This is a genomic window from Haloarchaeobius lipolyticus (assembly GCF_051208015.1).
Taxonomy (GTDB): Archaea; Halobacteriota; Halobacteria; order Halobacteriales; family Natrialbaceae; genus Haloarchaeobius.
In genome coordinates this window covers 1,239,870-1,255,849 of sequence record NZ_JBPKGF010000002.1, presented here as the reverse complement: position 1 = coordinate 1,255,849, position 15,980 = coordinate 1,239,870, and the positions used below count along the sequence as shown (strand labels likewise).

Sequence of the window (15,980 nt, the reverse complement as noted above, 5' to 3'; positions counted from 1 at the left end):
TACACCGGACGCACTAAAAAACGCATTGCGGGACCGTAGGGTAGTGGTATCCTCTGGCGTTTGGGACGCTAGGACCTGAGTTCGACTCTCAGCGGTCCCACTTTTCGAACGCAGCGAGAAAAATTGGACCAGGTCGCGAGCGCAGCGAGCGACCGTGGTCCCAGATTCTGAACGAAGTGAAGAATCTGGATGGCGAGCGACGCGGTTCTGCACCAGTCAACGACCAAGTGACGAAGTGGAGAACGTCGACGACCAGTCTCACCCTGACCGGTCTCCGCACACCACTTCCTCCTCCGCAGCACACAGCCACTCGGCGATCGCTTCCACGAACCGCTCGTGGGCAGCTCCAGTCGAAACGGTCCCCCTCGAATCGCCCGACTGGCCGCCGTAGTTCCCGAACTGCGAGTGGTTCATGCCCTCGATGGCGACGAACCGGGCGTCGGCGGGCAGGTTCGTCCGGGCCTCCTCGAACCGGTCACGATTCAGGACACCGTCCCTGGTTCCCGTCACGGTGAGCACGGAGAGTTCCGACCCGGAGACGTCGACGTCGCAGTACGAGGCGGCGAGCAGGAGGCCGTCGACGCGGTCGCCGTGGTTCGCGGCGTACCGACAGGCCATCGCGCCGCCGAGCGAGTGGCCGCCGACGTACCAGTCCGTCACCGTCTCGTCGGCCTCGATGACGGTGTTCGCCCTGTCGGCGTCCAGCACGGCGAGGTTGAGCGGCATCCCGGGAACGTAGACCGTGACGTCGTGCTGGGCGGCGAGTGGGGCGAGCGTCTCGAGGTAGGCGTCCGGGGCGACGCGTCCGCCGGGGTAGAAGACGAGTCCCACGGTCTCGGGGGCAGAGTCGGAGTCGCGGATGACGTAGCCGCCGTGGGCCGGCTCGACCGTCACCTCGTGTTCGGCTTCGACCGCGGAGACGGGCTCTTCGGCGTGGTACGCGAGGACGTCGAAGTAGACGTACGCGCCGGCGAGCGAGAGGGCGAGCAGGACGACCACTGCGAGGACGGCGTAGGGAGCGTATCGGCGGAGGTGGGCGCGCATCGGGTCGAGTTCCGGTTCGCGCGCACTTGTACGTGCCCACTGGGAGGTATCGCTCGCTGAGGGTTACCCAGACGGAGTGGAATCGGCCCCGGTGACCGCGTTACGGGTCGAGAATGCTCATAACCGGTCGAAGCGTCAACGGGACGTATATACGGGCCGCCCACATCGGCGACGGGACTGCCGAGAGCGACGGCTCCGTCCGACGACAGACATGACACCGAGAGCAGAGACGCAGACGGAGGTATCGGCGAAGGGGAGAGTGAGTCGGCGGTGTTGGACGGCGAGTGCGAACCCCGTCAGAGTGTGGTCGCGATGAGCCGACGCGGTGTCGCGGTAGCGCTCGTCACCGTCATCCTGCTCTCGTCCGTCACCGGAGTAGTCGGCGGCACCGACCACGGCCAGGGTGAACTCGTCCGCGTCATCGTCGTCTTCGAGGACCACACGGTACGAGCCGACGGCCCGGTCGCTGCACTCGGTGGACACGTGACCGGGGGTCGAGACATCCAGCTCGTCCCGGTCGTCTTCGCGATGATTCCCGAACGGGCGATTCCACGGCTGGCGAACAACCCCCACGTCGCCGGCGTCTACCCGGACGCCGTCGCGACCGCCATCCCGCAGCCACAGGTGAGCGCGAGCAGCCAGACCGAACCCTGGGGCATCGCGCGCGTCGGAGCTGCAACCGGCATCTCGGTCGCCGGAATCAGCCCGAACGACCAGGAGAAGGTCCAGGTCGCCGTCGTCGACACGGGCATCGACTACGACCACGAGGACCTCCGGAACAACGTCGCCGACTGGGGCGTCCGCGTCACCACCGGCGAAGAGTGCCTGTGGGTGATCTGTTGGCCGACGGAGAAGCTCTCCTACGGCAAGGACGCTGCGGACGACGACAACGGCCACGGAACCCACGTCGCCGGCACCATCGCCGCCGAGGACAACGGGCTCGGTGTCGTAGGCGTCGCACCACACGTCCAGCTCTACCCCGTCAAGGTCCTCGACCACGGCGGGAACGGTCCCTACTCCGTCATCATGACCGGGATGGACGAGGCCGTGAAGGGTCCAGACGGCATCATCGGTACACCGGACGACGCCGACGTACTCTCGATGAGCCTTAGCGGCCCGACGGCGGGCGGACTGTGTGACGCAGTCAACCGTGCCGTCGACGCGGGCGTCGTCGTGGTCGCCGCGGCCGGAAACACCGGCGACGGCGACACGGGCACCGACGACGTCCGCTACCCGGCGAAATGCGGCGGGGCCATCGCCGTCGCCGCAACGAACAGCGACGACGGGACACCGTCGTGGAGCGCCGAAGGGCCGGACGTGGACATCGCCGGTCCCGGCGTGAGCGTCTACTCGACCGAGCGCGGCAACGGCTACTCGTACAAGAGCGGCACCTCGATGGCGACCCCGCACGTCTCCGCGACGGCAGCTCTCGTGCTCGCACAGGACATGCAGGACGGGGCGAAGGACCTCTCACCGGCAGCCGTCCGAACTCGTCTGGTCGACACCGCCGCGGACATCGCTGCCGCCGGCTTCGACCGCGACACCGGCCACGGGCTCGTCCAGGTCGACCGGGTGCTCGCCGCCGGGCTACAGACTGGGGCTGGCCCAGTCACCATCGGCGAGACCGGCACTGTCACCGTCTCGCAGGGCGGCCGCGCACAGTGGCACACCGTCTCGCTGTCCAACAGCTTCGACGACCCCGTCGTCGTGATGGACCCGGCCAGCTACAACGGCGTCCAGCCCGTCCACGTCCGGGTCCGCAACGTGCAGTCGAGCAGCTTCCAGTTCAAGCTCGAGGAGTGGAACTACCTCGACGGCGGCCACGTCGCAGAGACCGTCTCGTACCTCGTCCTCGAGCGGGGAGTCCACACGCTGGCCGACGGTCGGGTCGTCGAAGCGGGGACCACGCTGACCGACGAGAACGCGGACTTCGTCAGTTTCTCGGCTCCGTTCGACGAGACGCCCGTCGTCCTGTCACAGGTCCAGACGTACGACGGTCCAGACGCAGTCGTCACGCGGGTGAAGGGCATCACGACCGGCGGCTTCACCGTCTGGGTCGCAGAAGAGGAAGCAGAGGGCCCACACGTCGTCGAGCAGGTTGGCTACGTCGCACTCGTCGAGGGCGATGCGGACCTCGACGGGACAGCGATGCGAGTCGCGACGACCAACGACGTGATGACACACGGCTGGAAGCGGGTGGACTTCGGAGCGGCAAGCTACGGGGCTGCACCCGTCTTCCTCGCCGCCATGCAAACGACCGACGGCGGCGACCCGGCAGGGCTGCGCTACCGGAACCTCGACGGCGACGGCGTCGAGGTGAAGGTCGAAGAGGAACAGAGCGCAGACAGCGAAACCTCTCACACCTCGGAGGTCGTCGGCTACACGGTCTTCGAACGCGCAGGCACCATCTACGGCTACTGAGCCCGCTCGTTTCTCGTTCGTCCAGCCCACTACTTCCGTTCCACTTTGCCAACCTTCATAGGCGAAGCCGCCCCTAGTCCGCTTCAATGGCCGCAGGGGACAACGCCGAACTCGTCGACGCGTTTCTCGAGTTCTACCGGACCTACTATCGAGACGAGATCGGGACGCTCGCACAGAAGTACCCCAACGAGCAGCGCTCGCTGTTCGTCGACTGGGACGACCTCTACACGTTCGACCCCGACCTCGCCGACGACTACCGCAACCAGCCCGAACAGCTCCAGGAGTACGCCGAGGAAGCCCTCCGCCTCTACGACCTCCCGGTCGACGTGAGCCTCGGACAGGCCCACGTCCGCATCCAGCCCCTCCCCGACTCCATCGACATCCGTGCCATCCGCTCGAAGGACATCGGGACGCTCATCACCGCCCGCGGTATCGTCCGCAAGGCGACCGACGTCAAGTCGAAGATGGAGGTCGCCGCCTTCGAGTGCCAGCGCTGTGGCACCCTCACCCGCATCCCGCAGTCCACCGGCACCTTCCAGGAACCCCACGAGTGCCAGGGCTGTGAGCGACAGGGCCCGTTCATCCTCAACAACGACCAGTCCGAGTTCGTCGACGCCCAGAAGCTCCGCATCCAGGAGTCCCCCGAAGGCCTCCGCGGCGGCGAGACCCCACAGGCGCTCGACGTCCACATCGAGGACGACATCACCGGCGAGGTCACCCCCGGCGACCACGTCGCCGCGACCGGCATCCTCCGCCTCGAACAGCAGGGCAACCAGCAGGAGAAGTCGCCCATCTTCGACCACTACATGGAGGGCGTCTCCGTCGAGGTCGACGAAGAGCAGTTCGAGGACATGGAGATAACCGAGGAGGACAAGAAGGAGATCGTCTCCCTCTCGAACGAGCCCGACATCTACGAGAAGATGGTCGGCTCCATCGCCCCCTCCATCTTCGGTTACGAGCAGGAGAAGCTCGCGATGATGTTGCAGCTGTTTTCCGGCGTGACGAAGCACCTGCCCGACGGGTCGCGAATCCGTGGCGACCTGCACATGCTGTTGATCGGGGACCCGGGCACCGGAAAGAGTCAGATGCTAGGATATATCCAGAACATTGCACCTCGGTCGGTGTATACGTCTGGGAAAGGTAGCAGTAGCGCCGGCCTTACCGCTGCAGCTGTGAGAGATGACTTCGGCGACGGCCAGCAGTGGACCCTCGAAGCCGGTGCGCTCGTGCTCGCAGACCAGGGAATCGCGGCGGTCGACGAGCTGGACAAGATGCGTTGTGTCACTGGAGACACACTGGTTCACCTTGGAGACGGGCAGGTTTCGAGAATTCGCGACCTCGCTCGAGAATTAGCAGAGTCAGGAGAGGTTGAAGAACTAGACAATGGGAGAACAATTCGAGGCGGTGAGTTCGAAGCCTGGACTATGGACGATGCCGGGAATCTCGTACGGCGGCCAATCACCGCCATCCACGAGTACGAAGCTCCTTCCGAACTGAGGGAGGTAACCCTCCAGACCGGTGAGCAGATTCGTGCGACTGCCGACCATCCGTTCTTTGTGCTGGAGAATGGTGAACGGGTCGAACGACCGGCAGCGGAGCTCGAAGCTGGGGACTGGACATTTGTACCTACTGAGGACCCGATTATGGCTTACGACGGCGGTTTAGTAGCAGATTTAGAGTCGAAAACGTTCAGCGATGACGTCGAGTGCCACCGCGTCGATTCTGTTTCCAAGTTGGATAATGAGGAGTTCGACTACGTCTACGACCTCACCGTCGAGGAAACCCACAACTTCGTCGCCAATGGAATGGTCGTCCACAACTCCGAGGACCGCTCTGCCATGCACGAGGCCCTCGAGCAGCAGAAGATCTCCGTCTCGAAGGCGGGCATCAACGCGACCCTCAAGTCGCGCTGTTCGCTGCTCGGCGCCGCGAACCCGAAATACGGTCGCTTCGACCAGTACGAGCCCATCGGTGAGCAGATAGAGCTGGAGCCGGCGCTTATCTCGCGGTTCGACCTCATCTTCACGGTGACCGACAACCCGAGCCCGGAGAAGGACCGCGACCTGGCCGAACACATCCTCAACACGAACTACGCCGGCGAGCTCCACACGCAGCGGAACAACATGACGAACCACGACGTCGACGACGAGGAGGTCGCCCGGATGACGGAGAAGGTCGACCCGGACATCGACGCCGACCTCGTGCGGAAGTACATCGCCTACGCGAAGCAGAACTGCTACCCGCGGATGACGGAGGAGGCGCGTGAGACCATCCGTGATTTCTACGTCGACCTGCGCTCGAAAGGGCAGGACGAGGACGCGCCGGTGCCGGTGACGGCCCGGAAGCTGGAGGCGCTGGTGCGGCTGTCGGAGGCGTCGGCGCGGATGCGACTGTCGGATACGGTCGAGGAGTCCGACGCGGAGCGCGTCGTCGCTATTGTCCGAGAGTGCCTGCAGAACATCGGGGTCGACCCCGAGACGGGTGAGTTCGACGCGGACGTCATCGAGACGGGGACGTCGAAGAGCCAGCGCGACCGCATCAAGAACCTCAAACAGCTCATCGGCGACATCGAGGAGGACTACGACGACGGCGCACCGGTCGACGTCGTGATGGAGCGGGCCGAGGAGATCGGCATGGACCACTCGAAGGCGGAACACGAGATAGAGAAGCTGAAACAGAAGGGCGAGGTGTACGAACCGCGCACCGACCACCTGCGGACGACGTGATGGACCGGATATCCGCGATCAGGAACGTCGAGGAAGCCCTCGGCGAGTTCGAACGCGGCGAGGTCGGCCTCGCCGCCCTGGAACAGCGAGTGCAGGCCATCCTCCGGACCTACGTCAGCGAGTTCGACGTGCCCGAGCTCGCGGTCTACCGCGTATCCGATTCCGAGAGGAGCGTCGTCGTCGTCGCGTCCGGGCCGACGGAGGCCAGGGAACGAACGCGTGAGCTGTGGACGGACGCCCCGCAGGCACTGGACGCGGAACGGATCTCGGGCTGACGGCGAACGCGGCCATCCGGTAACCGAACAGTTCTTTACACAGTTTATTCTCTACAAATATGTGTTCCTCGTCATCGCGTACTCGAAGGCGTCGCGGCAGACGCTTCGGAACATCTGCAACACGCACGAGGACGTGGTCGTCAGGCGACTGGGACGGGCGGTACTGTTCGAGCGGACCGAGTTCGGCGCCTTCTGTGCGCTCCGGTTACGGGCGAGGTTCGGTGCCGACGTACGGGTGGAGCGGACCGAACCGCTGAACGAGTTCGAGCCGGTGTTCGACCGGGTGAGGCGGGCGGCCGAGGCGTTCGAGTCGCGCGAGTCGCCCTACACGCCGTACGAGAAGTTCGCCGTCGGGACCGACCACCCGACGGCCGAGTCGATGCGGCGACGACAGCTGTGAGGATCCGTGGGGAGGAGTGGGAACGGTCGGGGCTCGCGGTCGACCTGCGGGACCACGGCCTGACTCCAGAGCGTGTACTCGCGGCCGTCCGTAGTGAGCCAGTAGAGAGACCGTCAGACGAGGGGGAATCGACGGTCGTGGATGGACAGTCGGACGAGAGGGGATTGACGGTCGAGTGCGGGACGCCGGGACCGGTCCACGAGTTCGTCGGGCTCGTCCGGCACGGAATGCAGTTCTCGAGACGGTCGGCACTCGCGGCGGCCGCTCGGAGCCGAGGAATGGAGCCACCACAGGCGAAGGCCCTCGCCGCTGTCGAGTCTGAGATAGCGGCAGCATCTCCGCCAACTGTCGACTGCCGGGAGGCTCGTCGGCAGGTAGCGACCGTCGGTGTGACGGAGGCAGAACTCCGCGAGCGCGTCGCTTCGTTACAGGGTGCGATTCGGACCCGGCGCGAACTCGGCGCGGAGACCGACGACGTCGAACGGACCTTGCGAGAGACGGTCCAGCAGCTCACCGACGTTGAAACCGACCGTGTCGCGGCCGAACAGACGCTCAGCAGGGCGAGAGTGGCCGCTCTCGATTCGTGGGACGCCCGCCAGCGGTTGCTGCAGTTACAGGACCGCCGCGACAACCTGCAGCGGAAGGCCGATGCGTGGCTCGCGAGACGGATGCACGACGAGTTCGAGACCGCACTGGCGGCCGTTCCTGGGAACGGTGACGCCGCGAACGACCGTGTCGACGCCGGCACGGCCTCCGTTCCCGAAGACCCGGTGACTGCTGCACTCGCCATCGTTCGCGTGGCTGCAGTCCGTGCCCCCGTCGTGCTGGCGTGCGAGCGGTTCGAGTCGGCGGAGGCAGCCGCCTCGACGCTCGCCGCACCCGTCATCACGGTTTAAATCCGAACAGGGGTCCAGAGTGGGCATGGTCGAACTCGACGTCAGGACGGATCGACGAGAGTGCGTGACGTTCGTCGCGGCGACGCTCACGAACGACGAAACGAGAGCGCGTGAAGTGACGCTCGAAAGCGGGCTCCCGAACGTGTGGCCGCCACGCAGACAGGGTATGCCAGAAGCGGGGTGGGAGGACGACGCAGTCACGTGCGTGATACCACCGGGCGGAATTCGCGGCATCGGATTCGCCAGTCCCGACCCACCTGAAGCGGCAGACGGCGCTCTGCTCTCTCTCGTCTCGGAGCAGCCCACTGACGAGGAATCACTGGATATCTCCGCGGCCGGCCTCGTCCGTACCCTCGGCGATCCGACACCGCCGGGAGACGTGGTCCCGCAGTCGCTGGGACGTGCCGCCCGGCGTGACGGGGCGTGCGCGATGCGGACGTCGCGATGATACTCGCGGTGACCGGCGGAAAAGGTGGCGTCGGCAAATCCACCGTATCGTACAACCTGGGAGCGGAGACGGGCGCGGTCGTCGTCGATGGCGACCTGGGGATGGCAGACCTTCCAACGGGTACCGGACCCGACCTACACGACGTGCTGGCAGGACGAGCAGACCCGGTCGAGGCGGTCAGGGAGGAAGGGCCGGTGAAACTACTTCCATGCGGTCGCTCGCTCGCGGGAGCACACGCGGCCGACGTAACGCGCCTGGTCGAGACGGTCCGCGCCATCCATCGGGCCTACGGTTCCGTGATAGTCGACTGTCCGGCGGGGATGGCCGCCGACGCGGGCATCCCACTGCTGGTCGCCGACCGGTCGGTGCTGGTCGTCCGTCCGGACGCCTTCGCGCTCCCGGACGCGCTTCGAACACGGGCACTCGCGCGAGAACTCGATGCCGGGCTCGCACAGGTCGTCGTCAACTGGGCCGACCGCGATTCGCCGCTCGACGCCATCGAGCGGGTTCTCGGCGCGCCGGTGACGGCCGTCCCGGAGTCGGCGGCGGTCGCACAGGCAGGCGCGACGGGGCTGCCGGTCAGTGCGGTTGCCCCGGACAGCGAGGCGACCGACGCGTTCTACCGGCTCGCCCGGGCGGTCACGCCTCGTCGACGAGCGCGTAGAACGCCGACCGGACGGTGACCGTCGAGACGTCCGCGACCGCGGCAGCCTCCGCCTGCGTGAGGGTGGTCGACGCATCTTTCGCGGCCGCATAGAGACCCCCCGCGGCCACACCGCTCGGGTTCCGTCCGGCGACGGCCCCGTCCTCGACTGCGGCGGTCACGAGTTCACGGGCGCGACGCTCGATAGCCTGAGGGAGGTCGAGCTTGCTCGCGTACCGGGCCAGATACTCGCAGGGGTCGATGGGACCGGTCGGAAGGCCGAGTTCGCGGTTCAGCGCGTCGTAGGCCGCCCGGAGCTCTGCTTCGTCCGCGCGAGCGCAGTCGACCACCTCGCCCACGGTCCGGGAGATACCGTTGACCCGGCAGGACGCGTAGATCGCCGCCGCGGCGAAGCCTTCCAGCGAGCGGCCGCGGAGCAGGTCCTCGTTCTGGGCGGATTCGAACAGGCGACACGCCTGCTCGCGCACGGGTCGCGGCAACGAGAGGGACCCGACGATGCGACGAATCTCGGTGAAGCCGTAGACCTGGTTCCGGTCGGTCTTGGTGGCGATTCGGGCGCGGTTGTGCTGCTTCCGAAGTCGAGCAAGCTGCCGTCGCTTGCGCCCGGTGAGTCGGACCGCACTCCCGTCACCGAAGCCGATCTCGGTGGAGAGACCGCGGTCGTGCCGCGAGCGCGTGAGTGGTGCACCGGTCCGCTTGCCACTCGCCTCGCCCTCGGAGAACGAGCGCCACTCCGGGCCGCGGTCGAGTCGGTCGGTCCCGACGACGAGCCCGCAGTCGCTACAGACGGTCTCGTCGCGGTCGCTGGTCAGGAAGCCATCGCATTCGGGGCAGGCCTGGTGTGCCTTGCTCATACTTCTACGTTCGAGCCGATAGTATACTTAAATGAAGGAAAGAATGGGTGGAAACTGGCTCGGTTCCACGCCGGATGCTACCGGTTACCGGTAGCTTCGACTCCTCTGGAGGCGTGCCGCGCCGGACCGAAGCGAACGTTTTTATTCCATGGCAGACAGAGAGGAACTATGCCGCTGGCCGACCTCGCAGACGGGCTGTGCGTGACAATCGAGCAGCGCGACCACGGGGTAGCCACCGTCGACGAGACAGCCGGCGACCTCGTCGACCAGCTCGAATCGTACGCGACGGACCTGCCGTGTTCCGCGTCCGAGGCCGCCGAAGTCGTCGACGCGTACGCGGGTGGAGCAGCCATCGACACGGCGGGACACGAAGCGGGCATCGCGCCGATGGCTGCGGCCAAGGTCTTGCACCTGCTGGGTCTCGACGGCGTCTCACCGCTGTCGCCGCAGGGTCGCCGCATCGTCCGCGATTGGCTCGACGCGGAACTCACGCGGGCGGACGCCCGGACGCTCACCGGAGTAAGCGAAGCGGAGTTCGTCCTCGCCGCGTTCGTCGAATCCCACGACCCACTTCCGGGTGCGGAGGACGTCGTGACGGCCGCGCTCTCGCCGTCGGGGAACGCCGCGGTCCACAAGCGGGACGCACTGGCGGAGACGATGAGCGGGTCGGACGACTTCTGGTGACTTGCATAATTAGTCTCGCTCCTTTTCCCCGCGGAGCCGGTACGTCCGTACATGGCAGACGACACACCAGACGACACGACCGCCGTCGACGTCGGCCAGACAGTCTGTACTCCCGACGGAACGGAGCTGGGAGAGATCCGTCGGTTCACCAGCGACGGGTTCGAGGTCGCCCTGCACGACTCGGTCGAGCAAGCGGACGGGGAGACGAACCCCGGCCAGGAGTTCGGCGAGGGCTACATCATGTGGCGCTGTGAGGAGTGCGGCGAGATGGGCGAGCTCGACGACGAGATGCCCGAACAGTGTCCGAGCTGTGGTGCGGCCAAGGAGCACCTCTTCCGCGCGGTCGAGGATTGACCGGTCGAGATACCGCCTCCGGCGACTCCGACCTCACAGTACGGGTGAGCGAGAATGGGTAACGAGACAGCAGCCACCCCCGTCGCGTTCTTCCGTCAGTACGTCAAGACGTGGGTCCACGGACTGGCGACGGCCGCGATGACCGCGTTCGGGACGCTGACGGTCGTCCATCGCTGGTTCGCAGTCGTCGCGCTCGCGAGTTACGTCGCTCCGCTCGTCGGGTACTACCTCGTCACCCGGGGACCGGACGAGCAGCGCGGCCAGACCACTGACCGGTCGTCATCGGACGAGGACCGGGCTGCGGAGCCGCCGACCACCATCGGGGAGGTCGGCGAACCCGGCTGGCGGACCGCCGACCTTCCAACCGAAGCCGACCTCGCGGACGTCGCCGTCGCCGAGGGAACGGCTCACGCCGTCGGCTCCGGCGGCGTGGTCCTCGCCGGGGAATCGACGGAGGACGACGCCCGGCAGCTCGACTGGGAGGTCGCACTCGCCGACGGTCCCGCCGCGCGGGGAAACGACCTCGCAGGGGTCGACGCGACAGCTGACGGCGACGCGGTGTGGGTCGCCGGGTCCAGCGGCGCTCTCGGTAGAATCGACCCCGAGAGCGGCCGCCACGTCGACTTCTCTGCACCACTCGACCTGACCGACGACTGGACAGACGTGTCGGTCGCCAGGGACGCGGGCACCGGCGGCGAGGACGCGGGCACCGGCGGCGAGGACGCGGGCACCGGCGGCGAGGACGCGGGCGAGGAGACGCTCGTGCTCGCGACCGGCTCCGGCGAACTCCTGTTCGGCCGGTACCGCGACGGCGACTGTACCTGGGACGGCCCGATGAAGCCAGGAAGCGGGTCGAGCATCGCTGCCGTCTCGTTGCTCACGCCCACGGCCGGCTTCTGCTGCGACACGAACGACGGCGTGTTCGAACTCAGCGGCGACCCTCACGCTAGCTCGCTCGACGCCGAGCGAGTCGGCGTCGCCGCCGACGGGACGCCGGCCGGTCTCTCGGCCGTCGACTCCAGGTCGTGTCTCGTCGCCGCAACCGACGGCGTCGCCCACCGGTACGAAACCGGCCGGTGGACCCCGGAACGGGTGACGGACGAGGCCCTCCTCGACGTCGCCTGGGCCGGCGAAGCCGTGGCCCTCAGCAGCGACGACGTCTACCGTCGAACCGGGCCGGGAGACTGGACCGCCGACGAGGTCGGGGTCGTTCGGAATCTCACCGGTGTGGCGGGTGATGTCGGACTCGTTGTCGCTGTCGGTGACGAGGGGACCGTGGTGGAACGTCACGGGTGACCGGGAAGGTCCGAAAGAGGCCGAGCACGCTGACAGGCAGACGACGATTCTGAACCGGCGGGTGACGATACCGGACACGCCGGCGACGATGCTGGCATGGAAAGCGGTAAATCGCCCATCTGCCGAACGGAACCTCACTCGTCGATACGGCTATACTCTCAGAAATCCAACGTGTACTCTCCCATGCGCGCAACAGCGATGATCACGGTATCCCGGCCGGTGGCGGACGTCTTCGAGTACATCTCCGACGTGGAGAAGATGGGCCAGTGGGTCGTCGGCGTGGGGAAGACCCGCCTCGTCGAAGGGGACGGCTCTAGCGTGGGCGACCGATAAGAGAGCGAGTACACCTACGGCGGGAAGACCCACGACGTGCAGTTCGAGGTGGCCGAGTACGAGCCGCCGACGCGGTTCGGTATCACGGCACCCGAGGGACCGTTCGCCTTCGACGGCCTGCTCGAACTCGAGGCGGTCGACGGGAAGACCCGCGTCTCGAACACCATCGAGACCGGCTCGGACGGAACGTTCACCACGGTCATGTTCACCGTCTTCCGGCCACTGCTGCGCTACATGATGCGCCGACGGCTGTCGAAGGAACTCGTCCGGCTGAAGGAGAACCTCGAAGGCGAGGCTGGACGGCGACCCGCGAAATCGGCCGCCGGTGCGGTCGGCGAGTGAACCGTCTCTGCCGGTTCAGAACCGAGACGCGAGCCGGCTCCTGAGCCCACCGCGCGGGAACTCCAGGTCGAGCTGCGTGTTGAACACCGCTTCTGCACTGGTCGCAACCGCCCGAGCGAACGCCCCGGTCGCGTCGGGAGCACAGACCGGGACGCCGGCGACGTCCGACACCTCGTGTTCGGGGACGGTGACCTCCGCGGACTCGACCGGGTGTTCGGTACCCTCCGCCCGGTTCGCGAGCACACGATCCGGTTCGACCCCGATGTCGGTCAGCCGGTCGCGCATGCGCTGGAGCGAGTCGACGCCCCGGTTCGTCGGCGGGACCACGAGGGCCACTCGCTCGGCCGCGTTGACCGCCGCGATGGATGGATTGTCCCCGACCGGCGGCGTGTCGACGAGGACGTGGTCGTAGACCGTGCAGGCGTCGCGGATGACGTCGCCGAAGCGCTCCGCTGCCGCGCCCGACTTCGCCCGCGCCAGCCGTTCGAACGGGGCGTAGGCCGGACAGACAGACACCGACGCCGGTGCGTCGATACCGAGGTCGACCATGGCGTCGCTCGGCTGGACGGACTCGTCGGTCAGCAGTCTGGTCACGTCGGTGTCGATGCGGCCCTTGACGTACTGGGCGAGCCCCTGGGTCGCGAACGCGGCGTCGAAGACCGCGACGCTCCGGCCGTCGCGGGCCAGCGTCGCGGCGAGTTCGACCGTCAATCGTGTCGTTCCGGCCCCACCAGCGACCCCGACGATGGCTGCAGAGCGCTCCTTCGCGGACATGCTAATTCCTCGTTCGCTATCCGTTAAAAAATATCCGGTCGGGACGGTGTGACGTGCGCCGGTCGGCCGGGTCGTCGGTGCGTCTCTCTCAGGCGCTCGTTCCGCCGCACGGGATGCCACTCTGTCCCGTTCTGGCCGAGTCCCGGTCGGCCCAGTCCTCGACGCCGGAGTGGAAGAGCCTCGAATCACACGCGGTTGAGACGACCATGAGCTGCCCCTCTCGCACCCGGACCGCGGCGTTCCGGTCGCCGTCCGGGGTGTACTCCTCGTCCGCACAGCGTTCGTTCGAGAACGAGTCCGTCCGAAGCTCGCCGCCGTCGAGTCGGGCCGCGAGACTGTACGTCGCGCCCGCTTCGCCGAGTCCTTCCAGTGCGACCCCCTGGTTCGCTGGCAGCTCGAAGGTGCCATCGAGGGCCGCCTCGGTCGCCTCGTCGGGACAGGCCACGACCGAGACCGTCCGTGCAGTCCCGTCGTGGTTCTCGAGGAACAGCGTGTTCGATTCTGCGTCACTCGTGGCGGTCCGTGTGACTGTTCGTGTGTCGGTCGCGGTCGTCGACTGGGTCGAGGACGCGGTCGCGGTCTCGTCCGGGGAATCGGAGCCGGTCGACTGCGTGCCGATACAGCCGGCCAGTCCGGCACTCGTCGATATCGTGGTCGCGAGGAGGGCGCGTCTCGTGAGCGGGCGGTCCATGTGGTACCATCGACTGTCGAGACGCGATGGATAAAGCTGGTGAAGGAGTGTCGTTATCGCTCCGAGATTCGCTCGGCGATGGCGTCGAGTTCGTCGTCGTCCATCTCGCCGGGCCCGCCGAACAGCGCGTGGATGGGGCCGTTCCCGTCGCCGTCGAACCGCGGGACGATGTGGCAGTGGACGTGGGGGACCTCCTGGCCGGCCGCCTCGCCATTGTTGAACGCGACCGTCGAGCCGTCGGCGTCGACCGCGTCCTCGACCGCGGGAACGAGTTCGTGGACCGCCGCGAACAGTTCCTTCGCCACGTCGGCTGGCATGTCCTCGATGGTCTCGTGGTGGTCCTTCGGGATGACCAGCGTGTGGCCGTCGGCGAGCGGGTTCACGTCGAGGAACGCGAACACGTCGTCGTCCTCGTAGACGGTCCGGCTCGGGATGTCGCCGTCGACGATCTTGCAGAAGATACAGTCGTCCATGGTCGGAGGGACACGCGGGCGGTGTATCAAGGTTTCCCGGGACGGTCCGCCAGCGCCGGAGAAGGGACCGACAGCAGACTCAGGTGACCAGTAGCCAGAGCCCGACGTGGAGTGCCAGCCCGACGACGACCGAGTACGCGAAGTTCGCGATGGTCCCCGTCAGGTAGTACGAGGTGTCCCCCGCGTCCATGTCCGACTTGCGGACGATGGACTTCGCGGCGAAGATGACGCCGAGTGCGGTGTACGCCTGCATCAGCATGAACGTCAGCACCAGCACGTTCTCCAGCTTCCCGATTGACCGACCGGTGTCCTCCTGGCTGGCCCTCTCCGCGTCGTCGCCGAACTCGATGCCCGCGTGCGAGAAGGCTGCCCGGACGACGACACCACTCGTGACGACGAGCAGCAGATAGGTCGCGAGGATGGCCACGGTCGCGACGAGGGGACTGTACGCCAGCGCGTCGAACAAGATTGCCCCGTTGTTAGAACCGGTGTCAGCGGTCTGTACGAGCGGAATCGTCGCCGGAGACATCGTCCGTTGGATACGACCGCAGCGTCTTAATCAATCGGTCTTCGATGGCGGTCAGCTGTGCCAGTCTTGCCCCTCGGACGTGTTTCGAAACGGCCTGCGGCGAGATGTCGAGGACCGCGGCGGCTTCTTTGAGCGTGCCGTGTCGCTCGTACACCGTTATCACCTCCAGCCGTCGCTCGCTCCAGTCGTTCCGGAGCATGTCGAGCAGGTTGAGTTCGTCAGAGACGAGCCGGTCGAGCGTGGGGTCGTCGCCCTCCAGTCGGAACGTCAACTCCTCGGTCTCGACCGCCTGCAAGACCCTGTCCGCCCTGGCGAACGCCGGTCCGTCCATCAGGGCGATGTCTCGGGTCTCGACGTTGACGTCGAGTTCCCCGACGACGGCCGCTAGCCGAATCTGCGTCGGGTGGACCGCCCACGAGAGCGTCCGCTGTATCTCCACGATGGGCGCAACGGTCGCGAGGACGCCGCCGATCTCGTCGATACCCTTGAGTAGCGAGAACGGGGCGACGACCGCCTCGTCGTGGCGCTCGTTCACCTCCTCCAGTGCGTGCCGCAGGTCCCGCTGGAACGCCGCTCTGTCGGCGACGTCTCTCGATTCCACGACGTCCCCCAGTACCACGCAGTAGTCCTTCGCCATCGTGCTATTTGTTCAACCCATTGTGGTTTAGTTCTCGGCTTTCAACCCTCACAGGTTGAATTCCGTGCCGGAAGTGTATCAATCCACCGTCCGGTTCGACCGGGACAACGGTGATGGTCCCGGCTGCCTCAGAGTCGAA

General features: G+C 66.6%; 17 protein-coding genes, 1 tRNA gene and 1 pseudogene. 12 read left to right on the top strand and 7 right to left on the bottom strand.

The features are described from left to right. Window positions 1-29 precede the first annotated feature (29 nt). A tRNA-Pro gene (locus ACSC1Y_RS09430) sits at window positions 30-100 on the top strand. Window positions 101-258: 158 nt separating this feature from the next. On the opposite strand, the gene ACSC1Y_RS09425 is transcribed toward ACSC1Y_RS09430, so the two are convergent. Further along, window positions 259-1,044: an alpha/beta fold hydrolase gene (locus ACSC1Y_RS09425; protein ID WP_435334578.1), complete on the bottom strand. Its 786-nt coding sequence runs from the start codon at window positions 1,042-1,044 to the stop codon at window positions 259-261. A 312-nt stretch (window positions 1,045-1,356) separates the two neighbouring features. On the opposite strand from ACSC1Y_RS09425, the gene ACSC1Y_RS09420 reads away from it, so the two are divergent. The 7 genes from ACSC1Y_RS09420 to ACSC1Y_RS09390 all read left to right on the top strand — a co-directional run bounded on the left by ACSC1Y_RS09420 (window position 1,357) and on the right by ACSC1Y_RS09390 (window position 8,893). Further along, window positions 1,357-3,465, top strand: a complete 2,109-nt coding sequence (locus ACSC1Y_RS09420; RefSeq protein ID WP_435334577.1) for a S8 family serine peptidase — start codon at window positions 1,357-1,359, stop codon at window positions 3,463-3,465. 86 nt (window positions 3,466-3,551) lie between these two features. Further along, entirely contained in the window at window positions 3,552-6,191 is a 2,640-nt protein-coding gene (locus tag ACSC1Y_RS09415; protein WP_435334576.1) for an AAA family ATPase, read from the top strand. Then, complete coding sequence (locus ACSC1Y_RS09410) at window positions 6,191-6,466, top strand: DUF7854 family protein (RefSeq protein WP_435334575.1); 276 nt, start codon at window positions 6,191-6,193, stop codon at window positions 6,464-6,466. Before ACSC1Y_RS09415 ends, ACSC1Y_RS09410 begins: the two co-directional genes overlap by 1 nt. Window positions 6,467-6,527: 61 nt before the next feature. Next, the gene (locus ACSC1Y_RS09405; protein WP_435334574.1) at window positions 6,528-6,866 is read left to right on the top strand and encodes a DUF7855 family protein; all 339 of its coding nucleotides are present in this window, start codon (window positions 6,528-6,530) and stop codon (window positions 6,864-6,866) included. Beyond that, on the top strand, window positions 6,863-7,762 hold the full coding sequence (locus tag ACSC1Y_RS09400) for a DUF7856 family protein (RefSeq protein ID WP_435334573.1): 900 nt from the start codon (window positions 6,863-6,865) through the stop codon (window positions 7,760-7,762). Before ACSC1Y_RS09405 ends, ACSC1Y_RS09400 begins: the two co-directional genes overlap by 4 nt. 25 nt (window positions 7,763-7,787) lie before the next feature. After that, on the top strand, window positions 7,788-8,210 hold the full coding sequence (locus ACSC1Y_RS09395) for a DUF7857 domain-containing protein (protein WP_435334572.1): 423 nt from the start codon (window positions 7,788-7,790) through the stop codon (window positions 8,208-8,210). After that, complete coding sequence (locus ACSC1Y_RS09390; RefSeq protein ID WP_435334654.1) at window positions 8,207-8,893, top strand: MinD/ParA family ATP-binding protein; 687 nt, start codon at window positions 8,207-8,209, stop codon at window positions 8,891-8,893. The genes ACSC1Y_RS09395 and ACSC1Y_RS09390 overlap by 4 nt, the downstream gene beginning before the upstream one ends. Here the strand turns inward: ACSC1Y_RS09390 and ACSC1Y_RS09385 are convergent. Continuing rightward, the gene (locus ACSC1Y_RS09385) at window positions 8,850-9,728 is read right to left on the bottom strand and encodes a transcription initiation factor IIB (protein WP_435334571.1); all 879 of its coding nucleotides are present in this window, start codon (window positions 9,726-9,728) and stop codon (window positions 8,850-8,852) included. The genes ACSC1Y_RS09390 and ACSC1Y_RS09385 overlap by 44 nt on opposite strands. Window positions 9,729-9,896: 168 nt before the next feature. Between ACSC1Y_RS09385 and ACSC1Y_RS09380 the strand changes: the two genes are divergently transcribed. The 4 genes and pseudogenes from ACSC1Y_RS09380 to ACSC1Y_RS16160 all read left to right on the top strand — a co-directional run bounded on the left by ACSC1Y_RS09380 (window position 9,897) and on the right by ACSC1Y_RS16160 (window position 12,737). After that, window positions 9,897-10,412, top strand: coding sequence for a DUF7858 family protein (locus ACSC1Y_RS09380; protein ID WP_435334570.1), 516 nt, complete (start codon window positions 9,897-9,899; stop codon window positions 10,410-10,412). Window positions 10,413-10,463: 51 nt separating this feature from the next. Further along, a complete protein-coding gene (locus ACSC1Y_RS09375; protein WP_435334569.1) occupies window positions 10,464-10,766 on the top strand; it encodes a DUF7130 family rubredoxin-like protein in 303 nt (100 codons plus the stop codon). Window positions 10,767-10,820: 54 nt separating this feature from the next. After that, the gene (locus ACSC1Y_RS09370) at window positions 10,821-12,062 is read left to right on the top strand and encodes a hypothetical protein (RefSeq protein ID WP_435334568.1); all 1,242 of its coding nucleotides are present in this window, start codon (window positions 10,821-10,823) and stop codon (window positions 12,060-12,062) included. Window positions 12,063-12,158: 96 nt separating this feature from the next. Next, a pseudogene (locus ACSC1Y_RS16160) lies at window positions 12,159-12,737 on the top strand (SRPBCC family protein). A gap of 15 nt (window positions 12,738-12,752) precedes the next feature. On the opposite strand, the gene ACSC1Y_RS09355 reads toward ACSC1Y_RS16160, so the two are convergent. The 5 genes from ACSC1Y_RS09355 to ACSC1Y_RS09335 form a co-directional block, all read right to left on the bottom strand. Next, window positions 12,753-13,511: an AAA family ATPase gene (locus ACSC1Y_RS09355; protein WP_435334565.1), complete on the bottom strand. Its 759-nt coding sequence runs from the start codon at window positions 13,509-13,511 to the stop codon at window positions 12,753-12,755. Between the two features lie 88 nt (window positions 13,512-13,599). Further along, the gene (locus ACSC1Y_RS09350; RefSeq protein WP_435334564.1) at window positions 13,600-14,202 is read right to left on the bottom strand and encodes a hypothetical protein; all 603 of its coding nucleotides are present in this window, start codon (window positions 14,200-14,202) and stop codon (window positions 13,600-13,602) included. Window positions 14,203-14,255: 53 nt separating this feature from the next. Next, window positions 14,256-14,675: an HIT family protein gene (locus ACSC1Y_RS09345; protein ID WP_435334563.1), complete on the bottom strand. Its 420-nt coding sequence runs from the start codon at window positions 14,673-14,675 to the stop codon at window positions 14,256-14,258. A gap of 79 nt (window positions 14,676-14,754) precedes the next feature. Beyond that, window positions 14,755-15,204 (bottom strand): hypothetical protein, encoded by a 450-nt coding sequence (locus ACSC1Y_RS09340; protein ID WP_435334562.1) that lies wholly within the window; start codon window positions 15,202-15,204, stop codon window positions 14,755-14,757. Beyond that, window positions 15,167-15,841 carry a SatD family protein gene (locus ACSC1Y_RS09335; protein ID WP_435334561.1) on the bottom strand — a complete coding sequence of 225 codons (675 nt, stop codon included), beginning with the start codon at window positions 15,839-15,841 and terminating at the stop codon, window positions 15,167-15,169. Before ACSC1Y_RS09335 ends, ACSC1Y_RS09340 begins: the two co-directional genes overlap by 38 nt. Between the last annotated feature and the right edge of the window lie 139 nt (window positions 15,842-15,980).

Excerpts from the sequence above, each read along its gene's own strand:
- ACSC1Y_RS09425 (WP_435334578.1), bottom strand. The coding sequence starts at position 1,044 with ATGCGCGCCCACCTCCGCCGATACGCTCCCTACGCCGTCCTCGCAGTG.
- ACSC1Y_RS09420 (WP_435334577.1), top strand. The coding sequence starts at position 1,357 with ATGAGCCGACGCGGTGTCGCGGTAGCGCTCGTCACCGTCATCCTGCTC.
- ACSC1Y_RS09415 (WP_435334576.1), top strand. The coding sequence starts at position 3,552 with ATGGCCGCAGGGGACAACGCCGAACTCGTCGACGCGTTTCTCGAGTTC.
- ACSC1Y_RS09410 (WP_435334575.1), top strand. The coding sequence starts at position 6,191 with ATGGACCGGATATCCGCGATCAGGAACGTCGAGGAAGCCCTCGGCGAG.
- ACSC1Y_RS09395 (WP_435334572.1), top strand. The coding sequence starts at position 7,788 with ATGGTCGAACTCGACGTCAGGACGGATCGACGAGAGTGCGTGACGTTC.
- ACSC1Y_RS09390 (WP_435334654.1), top strand. The coding sequence starts at position 8,207 with ATGATACTCGCGGTGACCGGCGGAAAAGGTGGCGTCGGCAAATCCACC.
- ACSC1Y_RS09385 (WP_435334571.1), bottom strand. The coding sequence starts at position 9,728 with ATGAGCAAGGCACACCAGGCCTGCCCCGAATGCGATGGCTTCCTGACC.
- ACSC1Y_RS09380 (WP_435334570.1), top strand. The coding sequence starts at position 9,897 with ATGCCGCTGGCCGACCTCGCAGACGGGCTGTGCGTGACAATCGAGCAG.
- ACSC1Y_RS09375 (WP_435334569.1), top strand. The coding sequence starts at position 10,464 with ATGGCAGACGACACACCAGACGACACGACCGCCGTCGACGTCGGCCAG.
- ACSC1Y_RS09370 (WP_435334568.1), top strand. The coding sequence starts at position 10,821 with ATGGGTAACGAGACAGCAGCCACCCCCGTCGCGTTCTTCCGTCAGTAC.
- ACSC1Y_RS09355 (WP_435334565.1), bottom strand. The coding sequence starts at position 13,511 with ATGTCCGCGAAGGAGCGCTCTGCAGCCATCGTCGGGGTCGCTGGTGGG.
- ACSC1Y_RS09350 (WP_435334564.1), bottom strand. The coding sequence starts at position 14,202 with ATGGACCGCCCGCTCACGAGACGCGCCCTCCTCGCGACCACGATATCG.
- ACSC1Y_RS09345 (WP_435334563.1), bottom strand. The coding sequence starts at position 14,675 with ATGGACGACTGTATCTTCTGCAAGATCGTCGACGGCGACATCCCGAGC.
- ACSC1Y_RS09340 (WP_435334562.1), bottom strand. The coding sequence starts at position 15,204 with ATGTCTCCGGCGACGATTCCGCTCGTACAGACCGCTGACACCGGTTCT.
- ACSC1Y_RS09335 (WP_435334561.1), bottom strand. The coding sequence starts at position 15,841 with ATGGCGAAGGACTACTGCGTGGTACTGGGGGACGTCGTGGAATCGAGA.